Below are 12,634 nucleotides of genomic sequence, written 5' to 3' on the forward strand. Positions count from 1 at the left end.
CGGCTACTCCTGCACAGTCATCTGGCGCAGCTGGGGGCGGTTCGCGCGGCGGGGGCGGTTCTGGTCGGGGGCGGTCAGCTCCTCGATGCGCAGGGCCAGTTGGGCGACGGTCGGGTTGCGGAAGACCATCGTGACCTTGGAGTCGATGCCGAATTCCTTGCGGATGCGGCCGCTGAGGCGGGTGGCGAGCAGGGAGTGTCCGCCGCTGGCGAAGAAGTCGTCGTCGACGCCGATCCGTTCACGGCCCAGCAGGTCGGCGAAGAGCCGGCACAGGGTTTCCTCGCGTTCGTTGGCGGGTGCCCGTCCGCTCGCCGCTTCGCCGTGGTCGGGGGCGGGCAGGGCGGCGCGGTCGAGTTTTCCGCTCGGTGAGGTGGGCAGGGCGGCGAGCGGCACGATCGCGGCGGGGACCATGTACTCGGGCAGGCGTTCGCGCAGCAGGGCCATCAGGGCCGGGACGTCCAGGGCGGCGGGGTCGGTCTTGCCGGCGGGCACGGCGTAGGCGACGAGGCGCTGGTCGCCCTCGCGGTCCTCGCGGACGATGGCGACGGCCTGGGCGAGGGCGGGGTGTTCGGCCAGGACGTGCTCGATCTCGCCGAGTTCGATGCGGAAGCCGCGGATCTTGACCTGGAAGTCGGTGCGGCCGATGTACTGCAGGCGGCCGTCCTCGCCCCAGCGGACCAGGTCGCCGGTGCGGTACATGCGCTCGCCGGGCGCGCCGAAGGGGCAGGCCACGAAGCGGGAGGCGGTCAGGTCGGGCCGGCCCTGGTAGCCGCGGGCCAGGCCGTCGCCGGCGATGTACAGCTCGCCCTGCACGCCGCGCGGGGCGGCGTCCAGGCGTGCGGTCAGGACGTAGAGGCGGGTGTTGCCGATGGGGGTTCCGATCGGCGGGACGCCGGTGTCGGGGCCGATGTGGGTGCTGGTCGACCAGATCGTGGTCTCGGTGGGGCCGTAGACGTTGGCGACGTCGGCGGCCTGGGCGGCCAGGGTGCGGGCGAGTTGGGGCGGCAGGGCTTCGCCGCCGACCAGGATGCGCAGGCCGCGGGCGGCGTCGGGTTCCTCCATGAGGAGGATCTGCCAGAAGGCGGGGGTGGCCTGGACGACGGTGACGTGGTGCTCGCGCATCGTCTTCAGGACGGCTGCGGGCTGGGCGATCGTGTCCTTGTCGGCGAGGACGATTCCCGCGCCGCACAGGAGCGGGAGGTACAGCTCGAGGCCGGCGATGTCGAAGGAGACGGTGGTCACGGCGAGGAGCCGGTCGGCGGCGGTGAGGGGGAAGCGGCGGGCCATGGTGGCCAGGAAGTTCGCGAGTCCGCGGTGGGTGACGGTGACGCCCTTGGGTTTTCCGGTCGAGCCGGAGGTGTAGATGACGTAGGCCGCCTGGTCGGGGGGGACGACGGTGCCGAGGGGGGTCGCCGGCTGGGCGGTGAGGTCGCCGGCGGCCGCGGTGAGGGTGTCGGCGTCCAGGACGAGGGCGGGGCGGGAGTCGTCGAGGATGTGGGCGATGCGTGAGGCCGGGTGGTCGGGGTCGACGGGCACGTAGGTGGCGCCGGTCTTCAGGACGGCCAGCAGGGCGATGACGAGGTCGGCGGTGCGGGGCAGGCGGACGGCGACGAGGGATTCGGGTCCCACTCCGCGGCCGGTGAGCCAGTGGGCGAGGCGGTTGGTGTCCTCGTCGAGTTCGCGGTAGGTCAGCGACCGGTCCTCGGCGGTGACGGCGAGTGCGTCGGGGGTGGCCTGCGCGTGCCGGGCCAGGGTGTCCACCAGGCCGGTGTCCAGGGTGGGTTCGGCGGTGTCGTTGACCGTTTCGAGCAGCCAGTCGCGTTCGGTCTCGGCCAGGACGTCGACGGCGCCGAGGCGGGTGTGCGGGTCGGCCAGGAGCTGGTCCAGGACGCGGACGAGGCGGGCGGCGATCTCCTCGGCCGCGGGCCGGTCGTAGAGGTTGTTCTGGTAGTCCAGGGAGAGCCGCAGGTAGGGGTCGGCGGAGTTGAGGGTGAGCGGGTAGTGGGAGCCGGCGAACGGGCGGATCCTGTCGATGGTGAAGCCCGCGGAGGTGTTCGCGTCGACGATGCCCTCACGGTCGATGGGGTAGTTCTCGAAGACGATGAGGGTGTCGAACAGGGCGGGCAGGGCGATGTCGCGCTGGATGTCGGCGAGCCCGTAGTGGTGGTGGTCCAGCAGGGCGGTCTGGCGGTCCTGGAGGTCGGTGATGGCCTCGCCCATGCTGCGCTCGGGCAGGCAGCGGACCCGGGTGGGCAGGGTGTTGATGAACAGGCCGACCATCTCGTCGGAGCCGGGCAGGTCGGCGGGGCGGCCGTTGACGGCGGCGCCGAACACCACGTCCTGCTGTCCGGTCAGCTGGGAGAGCAGGATCGCCCACGCGCCCTGCAGGAGGGTGTTGAGGGTGACGCCGAGCTGGGCGGCGCGGCGGGCCAGTTCGCGTCCCTTGTCGATCGACAGGGGTACCTCGACGCGGCCCAGTGCCGAGGACGTGCCCTTGAGGGCGGCGTTGGGGGCGACCAGGGTCGGCTGGTCGAAGCCCTCCAGCTCCTGCTTCCAGCGGGCGGCGGAGGCCTGCAGGTCCTGTGCGGACAGCCAGGCCAGGTAGTCGCCGTAGCTGCGGGCCGCGGGGAGGTCCTCGGTGCTGGAGTACAGGCGGACCAGGTCGGTGATCACCATCGGTGAGGACCAGCCGTCGAAGAGGGTGTGGTGCGCGGTGACGATGAGTTTCGCCTGCTGGGGTCCGCAGGTGAGCAGGGCGAGGCGGATCAGCGGGGGCCGGGTGGGGTCGAGCTGGTCGGCGCGGTCGGCGGCCAGTGCCTGGTCCAGAGCGGTGTCCTGTGCGGCGGGGTCCTGTCCGCTCAGGTCGTGGTGGTGCCAGGGCAGGGTGACGTGGTCGGCGACGACCTGGACGGGCTCGCCGTTGTCGGTGGCCAGGAACGCGGAGCGCAGGTTGGGGTGGCGGTCCAGGAGGGCCTGGCCGGCGGCCCGCATGCGGGCCGGGTCGACGTGTCCGCTCAGGTGCAGCACGAACTGCATGTGGTAGACGTCGAAGGAGCCGTCGGCGAGGGCCGCCTGGTACTGGATGCCGGACTGTCCCGGGGCCTGCGGCCACACTTCGCTGAGCGGGCCGTAGGTCTGCTCCCAGGCCTCGATCTCGTCCTGGCGGACCGTCACGAGGGGGGCGTCGGAGGGGGTCAGTCCGCCGGCGTCGGGGCGCTGTGCGTGTGCGGCCATGCCGTGCAGCACCCGTACCCACAGGTTCGCGAGGTCGGTGGTCCGCTCGCGGGTGAGGAGTCCGGTGGGGAACATGAACGCGGCCTGCAGCCGGGTTCCCTGGAGGGTGTCGGTGACCAGGGAGTTGACTTCCAGGGCGGACAGGGCGGGCAGGTCCGGGTCGGGCTGCGGGATCAGGTCGGCGGACCAGGAGGCGGGCCCCCAGCCGTCGGCGCGCAGGTGTTCGGGCACGTCGGAGGCGGAGATCCGGCCGAGGTAGTTGAACCCGATCTGCGGGGCGGGGTGTTCGGCGAGCTGGTCGGCGGTCTCCGGGTTGAGGTGGCGCAGCAGGCCGTAGCCCAGGCCCTTGTCGGGGACGGTGCGCAGTTGTTCCTTGACCCGTTTGATCGCCTGTCCGGCGGCGGGTCCGCCGGTCAGTGCGTCGGTGACGTCGAGGCCGGACACGTCGATGCGGGCGGGGTACATGCTGGTGAACCAGCCGATGGTGCGGGACAGGTCGGCGCCGGGCACGACGTGGTCCTCGCGGCCGTGGCCCTCCATGCGGACCAGGGTGGGGTGGCCGGTGCCGTTCCAGTGGCCGACGGCCAGGGCGAGGGCGGCGAGCAGGACGTCGGTGCCGGTGGAGTTGAACGCGGCGGGCAGGGTGCTCAGGACGGCTTCGGTGACGTCGGCGGGCAGGTCGATGCGGACGGTGTCCAGGGTGGACATGACGTCGCGGGCCGGGTCGAAGGGGCGGCTGCCCAGCGGGGGGTTGGGTGCTTCGAGCAGGTCGCGCCAGTAGTCGAGTTCGGCTTCGCGCCGCGGTGAGAGGGCCTCGTCCTGGAGGGCGGCGGCCCAGCGGCGGGCGGAGGTGCCCACGGCGGGCAGGTCGGGGGTGCTGCCGGAGCGGACCTGCTGCCAGGCCTCGGCGAGGTCGGACATGAGGATGCGCCAGGAGACGCCGTCGACGACCAGGTGGTGCAGGACGACCAGGAGACGGCCGGTGGCGCCGGTGGTGGGGGCGAACCACACGAAGTCGGCCATGGTGCCGGCCCGCGGGTTCAGGCGGCCGACGGCGTCGTGCAGTTCCTGCTGGGCCGCCTCGAGGAGGGCGGGCTCCTCCCAGCGGCCGTCGCAGTCGACGCGGTGGATCAGGTCGTGGGCGCGGACGCTGCCGGGCGGCGGCACGAGCAGGGCGGGTTCGCCGGCGCCGGTGTCGGTCACCAGGCGGGCGCGCAGCAGGTCGTGGCGGTTAAGGACGGCGTCCAGGGTGGCGGCCAGGGTGTCCGCGTCGATGGTCGCGGGCAGGTCCAGGGCCATCGCCATGGCGAAGCGGTCGGTGCCGCCGCCGTGTTCGAAGACGTGCCGGGCGACCGGGGGCAGCGGGAGCTCCCCGACGCCGCCGCCGTCGAGTTCGGCCAGGACGGGGGCCTGCTCGCGGCGGGCGCAGGCCGCTTCGGCGAGGCGGGCCGCGGTGCGGCACTCGAAGATCTCGCGGGTGGTCAGGTTCAGGCCGCGGGCGCGGGCGCGGGCCACCACCTGGATGGAGCGCAGGCTGTCGCCGCCGACGGCGAAGAAGTCGTCGTCGATGCCGACGCGTTCGACGCCCAGGACGTCGGCGTAGGCGGCGGCGATGACGGTTTCGGCCTCGGTGCGCGGCCGGCGGTAGGTCTCGCCCTGGAACTCGGGTTCGGGCAGTGCGGCGCGGTCGAGTTTGCCGGTCGGTCCCAGCGGCAGGCGGCCCAGCGCGACGAACGCGGAGGGCACCATGTAGTCGGGCAGGCGGGCGGCGACGAACTTGCGCAGTTCGGCGGCCGAGGCGCCGGACTGCACGTCGACGTCGCCGATGCCGCCGGCGCCGTCGTCGCCGACGGCGCCTTCGCCGGTGTGCACCACGTAGGCGACGAGTTGGCGGGCCCCGGAGGGCACGGTGCGGCTGATGACGACGGCCTCGCTGATGCCGGGGTGCTGGGTGATGGCGGCTTCGACCTCGGCGGTCTCGATGCGGAAGCCGCGCACCTTGACCTGGCCGTCGCCGCGGCCCACGCACTCCAGGCGGCCGTCGGTGTTCCAGCGGGCCAGGTCGCCGGTGCGGTACATGCGTTCGCCGGCGGGCCCGTAGGGGTCGGCGACATAGCGGTCGGCGGTCAGGGCGGGCCGGCCGTGGTAGCCGCGGCCCAGGCAGCTCCCGGCGACGTACAGCTCGCCGATGACTCCGTGCGGTACGGGGGCGAGGCCGGGGCCCAGGACGTAGGCGCGCATGGCGGGCAGCGGGCCGCCGATGGGGGTGACGTCGGCGTCGGGGAGGTCCTCGGTGGCGGTGAGGGTGAACGTGGTGGCGTAGAAGCTCTCGCTCTGCCCGTAGGAGTTGACGATGTTCACGCCGGGCAGTGCCTGGCGGACCTGGCGGACCAGGCGGGCGGGCAGGACGTCGCCGGCGAGGACGACGGTGTCCACGTCGGGGCTCTTGTCGAGGTGGCCGACGAGTTCGCCCAGGACGGAGGGGACGGCGCTGATGATGTGGCCGTCCCAGTGGTCGCGTTCGGCCAGCGCCAGCGCGTTGGGTACGAGTTCGGCGGTGCCGCCGGTGCTCAGGGCGCTGAGGAGTTCGAAGACGGACACGTCGAAGTTGACGGAGGTGCCGGCGAGGATGCGCCGGCCGGGTCCGGCGCCGACGGTGCGGGCCAGGGCGCGGATGCCGTCGACGACGCCCCGGTGGGTGATCGCGGCGCCCTTGGGCGTGCCGGTGGAGCCGGAGGTGTACATGACGTAGGCGAGGTTGCCGGGGGCCGGCGCCGTGCCGTGGACGGCCCGTTCCCGCGCCGTGTCGGGGGAGCTCCACAGGGCGGGGTCGTCGAGGTGGAAGGCCTCGACGGTGTTGGGCGGCATGTCCTGCCAGGTGGCGGTGTCGGTGACGGCGAAGCGCGGGGCTGCTTCGTCGAGGATGGTTCGGGCGCGGGCGCTGAGGTACTGCGGGTCCATCGGTACGTAGCCGGCGCCGGACTTGAGGATGCCGAGGAGGCCGGCGACGAGGTCCTCGGTGCGGGGCAGGGCGAGCAGGACGAGGTCCTCGGGGCCGGCGCCGCGGCGGGTGAGCTCGCGGGCGATGCGGGTGGCGCGTTCGTCGAGCCCGCGGTAGGTCAGGGTGCGGCCCTCGCACACGAGCGCCGGGGCGTCGGGGGTGCGCCGTACCTGGGCCTCGAAGAGGTCGGGGACCGTCTGTCCGGTGCCGTGCGGTGCGTCGGCGGGGGTGGTGAAGGTCAGGAGCTGGTCGCGTTCGCTGTCGTCGAGGACGTCGATGCTGCTGACGCCGCGTCCGGTGTCGGCGGTCAGTCGTGCGAGGACGCGTACGAAGCGGGCGGCGAGGGCGCGGACGGTGTCCTTCTCGAAGAGGTCGGTGGCGTACTCCAGGCGCACTCCGGCGCCGCCGGAGCTGTCCGGGATCATGTTGAAGAACAGGTCGAACTTGGCGGTGCCGGTCTCCAGGGTCTGCGAGGTGACGTCCAGGCCGGCGAAGTGGAGTTCGCCCAGCGGCTCCTGCCAGGCGAGCATCACCTGGAAGAAGGGGTGGTAGGCGGTGGAGCGGTCGGGGTTGAGGCGCTCCACGAGCCGTTCGAAGGGCATGTCCTGGTTGTCGTAGGCGGCCAGTGCCCGTTCGCGGACGCGGTGCAGCAGCTGGAGGAAGGTGGGGTTGCCGGAGAGGTCGACGCGCAGCACCCAGGTGTTGACGAAGAAGCCGACGAGGTCGCGCAGGTCCTCGTCGGTGCGGCCGGCGATCGGTGCACCGAGGGGGATGTCGTCGCCGCAGCCGAGGTGGTGCAGGAGGACGGCGAGTGCGGACTGCATGACCATGGAGACGGTGATGTCCTGCTCGGCGGCGAGTTTCTCCACGGCGCGCAGCAGGCCGGGTTCGAGGGGGAACTCGACGAGGTCGCCGCGTGAGCTGACCGTCCGGGGGCGGGGGTGGTCGGTGGGCAGGGCCAGCGGCTGGGCGAGGTCGGCCAGCGCCTGGCGCCAGTAGTCGAGTTGGCGGGCGGCGAGGCTGTCGGGGTCGGACTCCTGGCCCAGGACGTCCTGCTGCCACAGGGTGTAGTCGGCGTACTGCACCGGCAGTGGCTGCCACTGCGGGGCGTGGTGGTCGCGGCGGGCGGTGTAGGCGGTGGTGAGGTCGCGCAGCAGGGGGCCCAGCGATTCGCCGTCCAGGGCGATGTGGTGGACGACCAGGACCAGGGTGTGGTCGCGGGGTGCGCAGCGCAGCAGGACGGCCCGGATGGGGACGTCGGTGGCCAGGTCGAAGGTCTGCTTGGCCGCCCGGTCGACGGCCGCGTCCCGTGTGCGGGGGGTGACCTCGCTCAGGGGCAGGGTGACCTGTTCGTATCCCTGGGCCAGGACCTGCTGGTGCGGGACGCCGTCGTCGTCCTCGACGATGACCGTGCGCAGCACCTCGTGCCGGTCGACGACGTCGTGGAGCGCCGCCCGCAGTGCGTCGACGTCCAGTTCGCCGGTCAGCCGCAGGGCGAACGCGCCGTTGTAGGTCGGCGAGGAGCCTTCGAAGCGGTCCACGAACCACAGCCGGCGCTGCGCGAACGACAACGGGATCATCTTGTCTCCAAATTCGGCGTTACCAGGGAGCGGGTCGTGGGGTGGTCAGCTCTGGTCGAGCAGGGTCAGCAGTTCGTCGTTGTAGAAGTCGTCGATGGAGCACGCGCCCGACAGGGTCGAGAAGTAGCGGTCGATGTGCTGCTGGTGGCCGACCAGTTTGCGCAGCATGTCGGTGCGGCCCTCGGGCTTGAGTTCGGCGACGTTCAGGGCGCCCTGGTAGTGGTTGAGGGCCTCGTCGCCCAGGCTGTTCTCGTAGCGGCGCAGGGCCGGTTTGAGGGCGGTGTCCTCGTGGAGGTTCTGGCCGATGGCGTCGGTGAGGGTCTGGGCCTGGACGAAGGCTTCGGTGATGCCGCGGGCGGTGATGGAGTCCTTGTGGTTGACGGCGTCGCCGACCAGGACCCAGCCGGGGCCGTAGGCCTTGCGGAAGTAGTTGTCCTGGTGGCCGGTGCCGTAGAGCTGCTCGACGCGCTGGCCGGCCTGCATCCGTTCGTACAGTTCGGGGGCGGTGGTGCGGAAGGCGTCGAGGTAGGCGGGTTCGACGGCTTTGCGGACCTGGCCGAAGTCCTCCTGCGGGAAGTACGCCATGAGCAGGGTGAGGTCGTCGTTGGTGGGCAGGACGCCGATCCAGCGGCCGGTGCGCTCGTAGAGTTCGAAGTCGGAGGGGACGCCTGACCAGTAGCTGTAGTAGGTGCAGGTCATCCGCGGGTGTTCGATGACGTTGGGGGCGCCGGTCTTGCGGGCGACCAGGGAGCGCATGCCGTCCGCGCCGACGACCAGGCGGGCCTGTTCGGTGGTGACGGTGCCGGCGGGGGTGGTGTAGCGCACGCCGGTGACGCGGTCGCCGTCGAAGAGCAGGTCGTTGACCGCGCAGCCTTGCTGGAAGTCCACGCCGGCCGCGACGGCGCCGTCGGCGAGGATCGGGTCGAGGACGTAGCGGCGGGGCGCGTAGGTGGTGCGCAGGCCGTCGATGGGCAGGGAGAAGCCCTCGATGCGTACGCCGGGGCCTTCGTAGCGCTGGTGGGTGATCGGCTGGGCGCCCGAGTCGCGGATCCTGTCGAGCAGGCCCCACCGGTTGAGCAGGGCGATGCCCTGCTGGTGGATGTAGTGCGAGGAGAGGGTGTCCTGGGGGAAGCGCGCTTTCTCCAGGAGCAGGACGCGATAGCCCTGCTGTGCGAAAAGCATGGCCGTCGGCGAACCCGCACAACGGGCACCTATGACTATCACGTCGTACATGGCGCCTCTCTTACCGGATTGTTTTTGGGCACGGTTCGGCCGCGGCCGAACGGTGCCGGGGTGAAAGGGGTGCGCTGTTCGCTGCGGCCGGCCGCGAAAAAGAGAAAGAAACGGGGGGCGGTGGCCGTGGACGCATTGGAGGCTATCCGGCCCGTGCGGGCGGGATGAAGAGGTCCTGCGGGCCGTGAAAGGGCGTGGCCGCAAGGGGGGTCGAAAGGGTGCGGGCATGCCCCGGGTGTCCCGCCGGCGGGACGGCCCCCGCGTCCGCCGGGGCGGGTGAGGGGGTGCTGGTTACGGGGCGAGGGCGGCCTGGGAGTCGATGTAGGCGGCGATCGACGCCACGGTCGGGTTGAGGAACATCTGGTCCATGGGGACCTCGGCGCCCAGTTCCTCGATGAATGCGCCCTGAATGCTGACCATGATCAGGGACTGGCCGCCCAGGGCGAAGAAATCGTCGTCCGGCGTGATGTCGTCGCGCTTGAGTTCCCGGCACCAGATGGCGCGGACGCGGTCGGCGGTCATCGCATTCCTCTCGGTTGTCGTCACGGCCAAGGGCCTTTTCATGCCTGGGAGTTGCTGCCGGCGTACGGGGTGCGGCAGACGTCCGCCAGGGCGGCGCGGTCCACTTTTCCGTGCGGGCTCAGCGGAAGGCGCCAGATGTTCGTGAACCGGGACGGCACCATGTTCCGCGGCAGGGTCCACAGCAGGCGGGTGCGCAGGTCGTCCTCGGCGAGGTCGTTGCCCAAGGGGACGACGAACGCGTTCAGTTCGGCTTCGCCGCCGTCGTTGTAGGTGACCACCACGGCCGCCTCGCGGACGCCGGTCAGCCGGCCCAGGGCGCGTTCGACGTCGGTGGGGTCGATGCGCATGCCCCGTACCTTGACCTGGGCGTCCATCCGTCCGGCGACGACGAGTTGGCCGCGGTCGTCGATGAGGCCGCGGTCCCCGGTGCGGTACAGGCGCAGCGGTGTCCCCTCGACGTCGACGGTCGTGAACTTGGCGTTCTCGGGGCCGCTGCCGCCCAGGTAGCCCGCGCCGACGCCGGCTCCGGAGATGCAGATCTCGCCGTACTGGCCTGCCGGGACCTCGCGCAGTTCGGCGTCCAGGAGGTGGATGGCGGTGTTGTGGGCGGGCCGGCCGACCGGGGCGATGTCGTGCTCGCCGGGCCGGTAGTGGGCCAGGTCGTAGGAGGTGGCGACATCGGTGCACTCGGCGACGCCGTACTGGTGCAGCAGGGTGCAGGTGGTGCCGGGGCGGCGTGCGAAGCGGGTGAGGCGTTCGCTCTTGAGGGGTTCCCCGCCGAACAGGACGTAGTCGAGGCGGGCGAGTGCGTCGCCGCCGCGCGCGTTCTCCCAGTCGACCAGCAGGTACAGGGTGCTGGAGGCGCAGTGCACGACGCGGATGTCGTACTGGGTGAGCATGCGGTGGGCGAGCATGGCGTCGAAGTTGCGGCTGGCCATCAGGTGCTGGGTGGCGCCGCAGAACAGGGGGGTCATCAGGGCGCGCTGGGAGAGGTCGAAGCCGAAGGCGGAGACGACCAGGTTGTGGGAGCCGCGGTGCAGGCCGTATTCGAGCTGGAGCCAGTTCATCAGGTTGAACCAGCCCTCGTGGCGGACGGCGGCCAGCTTGGGGGTGCCGGTCGAGCCGGAGGTGAACACCGCGTAGCAGAGGTCGTCGCCGGTGACGTGGACGTCGGGGCCGGTCGCCGGGAGGGTCGCGAGGTGGCCGGCGAGCTGTTCGAGGTCGATGACCTCGGCGCCCGCGGGCTCGACCATGGCGGCCGTGGCCGGGGAGGCCACGATCAGGGCGAGGTCGGGTACCTGGCCGAGCAGCAGGTGCAGGCGGGCCGCGGGGTAGGCGGGGTCGAAGGGTATGTAGGCCGCGCCGGCCTTCAGGGTGCCGAGGATGGCGACGATCATGTCGATCGAGTAGTCGAGGCAGATGCCGACCTTCGCGCCGCGGCCGTGGCCGTGTGCGGTGAGGAAGTGCGCGAACCGGTTGGCCCGGGCGTCGAGTTCCGCGTACGTCACCTGCCGGCCGGACCACACGACGGCGAGGGCGTCGGGGGTGGTCCTGGCGTGCTCCTCGAACCGCCGGTGGACGACGGGCGAGGGCGGCAGGGCCACCCGCTTTCCCTGAAGGATCATCAACTGACTCCGATGTGTGCGGTGTCCGGTCGGGCGGTGCGCCCGCGGCACCTGGGCAGGGGGTTCACCCCGGGCACGCCGGGGCGGTGCGCTCTCAGGCGCTCTGGCGTTCGGCGCTCGCCAGCATCCGGGCCACCCACTTGTCGACGGGCAGTCCGTGGGCGGCGGCGGCCTTGGAGCAGTACTCCAGCTGGCCGGCGGACAGCTCGATGGTCAGTGTGGTGACCTTGCTCCCGACCTGCCCGGCCGTCCGCGGCGACCCGGTGGTGGCGTCCTGCCCGCCGTCGCCGGCGCTGTCGGACAGCTCGGTGTGCTCTCCGCTCTGCACGGCGAGGCTGGCGCGCACCGCGCGGCGCAGTTCGTTGCGCGACCACTTCTGCTGTTCCGCCTTGCGCAGCCAGTAGTCCTGCTCGGGCGGGGAGAGCCGGGTCACCTCGGCGTGGTGGGCGAAGCTGAGGCTGTCGCGCCGTCGGTCGTGTTCGAAACGGCGGGCCACCCAGGCGTAGTTGCGCAGGGTCTGGTAGTCGAGCCCGGTCCGCTCCACGGCCTCCTTGTAGCGCCGCCACCCGTAGGTGGCCTCTCCGTAGATCAGCCAGTCGGCGAGCCACCAGGCCGAGGAGTTCACCAGCTCCCGCAGGTTGGCCCCGATCTGTTCCCAGGACCGTTCGGAGAGGTTCTGCGGGAAGACCATTCCCGACTTCTGCACCGTGGCGTGCGTCCCCACGAAGGACAGGACCACATCGCGCTGGGCCGGCTCTCCCGTGGTGTGCGGCCTCGGCTTGTACCTGCTCGCAGTTCTCGCAGCGCCCGTCACAACTTCATCTCCCAACTCGCAGTTTTCGCCCGGTCGTCGACCGGTTGCCCGGCCGTGCCGGGTGCCGGTCGCCGCCGTCGGTCCGGGTCGGCTCGCTCCGCCACTCGCGTGGGCCGGGACGCGGCAGGCGCGCACCGGCGCCCCCGGGGGCATCGCGGGGCCCGTCGGCCGGGCCCCGCGATCTGACGTAACGTCAGCCCGGTTCGGTGGGTGCAGTGTTCAGTCCGCGGCCATGGCTTCGCGCAGGCTCCGCGGGCGCAGGTCGGTCCAGTTCGACTCGACGTACTCCAGGCACTCGGCGCGGGCCGCCTCGCCGAAGACCACACGCCAGCCGGCGGGCACCTCGGCGAACGCCGGCCACAGGGAGTGCTGCTCCTCGTCGTTGACCACAACGTGGAAGCGGCCGTCCTCGTCATCGAAGGGGTTCGTGCTCAACTGGCACCGTCCTTAACCGTCATGAAGGTGACTCGGGATGGGCTGTCGCCGGGCCGGGTGCGAGAGCGCACCGGGCGGCTTCACCGGCCGGTGTTGTCCGGTCGACGGGACACCCGGGCGTCCGGTCGACAGGACACCCGGCGTCGGTGCGACCCCGGCGTTGCCACGACCGTATGGAGCGGGCCACCGG

At 71.9% G+C, this 12,634-nt stretch carries 6 protein-coding genes; all 6 read right to left on the reverse strand.

The annotated features are described in order from the left end of the window. Window positions 1-3: 3 nt before the first annotated feature. The 6 genes from B0675_RS26005 to B0675_RS26030 all read right to left on the reverse strand — a co-directional run bounded on the left by B0675_RS26005 (window position 4) and on the right by B0675_RS26030 (window position 12,444). The gene (locus B0675_RS26005) at window positions 4-7,815 is read right to left on the reverse strand and encodes a non-ribosomal peptide synthetase (protein WP_081222066.1); all 7,812 of its coding nucleotides are present in this window, start codon (window positions 7,813-7,815) and stop codon (window positions 4-6) included. A gap of 45 nt (window positions 7,816-7,860) precedes the next feature. Further along, a complete protein-coding gene (locus B0675_RS26010) occupies window positions 7,861-9,048 on the reverse strand; it encodes an NAD(P)/FAD-dependent oxidoreductase (protein WP_081222067.1) in 1,188 nt (395 codons plus the stop codon). Between the two features lie 291 nt (window positions 9,049-9,339). Next, the gene (locus tag B0675_RS26015; protein ID WP_241539989.1) at window positions 9,340-9,570 is read right to left on the reverse strand and encodes an acyl carrier protein; all 231 of its coding nucleotides are present in this window, start codon (window positions 9,568-9,570) and stop codon (window positions 9,340-9,342) included. A gap of 38 nt (window positions 9,571-9,608) precedes the next feature. Beyond that, window positions 9,609-11,195: an amino acid adenylation domain-containing protein gene (locus B0675_RS26020; protein ID WP_081222069.1), complete on the reverse strand. Its 1,587-nt coding sequence runs from the start codon at window positions 11,193-11,195 to the stop codon at window positions 9,609-9,611. A 94-nt stretch (window positions 11,196-11,289) separates the two neighbouring features. Next, on the reverse strand, window positions 11,290-11,901 hold the full coding sequence (locus tag B0675_RS26025; protein ID WP_241539990.1) for an LmbU family transcriptional regulator: 612 nt from the start codon (window positions 11,899-11,901) through the stop codon (window positions 11,290-11,292). Window positions 11,902-12,228: 327 nt separating this feature from the next. After that, entirely contained in the window at window positions 12,229-12,444 is a 216-nt protein-coding gene (locus tag B0675_RS26030; RefSeq protein WP_081222070.1) for an MbtH family protein, read from the reverse strand. Window positions 12,445-12,634: the final 190 nt, after the last annotated feature.

Origin of the sequence: Streptomyces sp. M41(2017) (assembly GCF_002078175.1) — a bacterium.
GTDB lineage: Bacteria > Actinomycetota > Actinomycetes > Streptomycetales > Streptomycetaceae > Streptomyces.

Coding starts and splice junctions, on each gene's coding strand:
- B0675_RS26005 (WP_081222066.1), bottom strand. CDS start 7,815: ATGATCCCGTTGTCGTTCGCGCAGCGCCGGCTGTGGTTCGTGGACCGC.
- B0675_RS26020 (WP_081222069.1), bottom strand. CDS start 11,195: ATGATCCTTCAGGGAAAGCGGGTGGCCCTGCCGCCCTCGCCCGTCGTC.
- B0675_RS26015 (WP_241539989.1), bottom strand. CDS start 9,570: ATGACCGCCGACCGCGTCCGCGCCATCTGGTGCCGGGAACTCAAGCGC.
- B0675_RS26010 (WP_081222067.1), bottom strand. CDS start 9,048: ATGTACGACGTGATAGTCATAGGTGCCCGTTGTGCGGGTTCGCCGACG.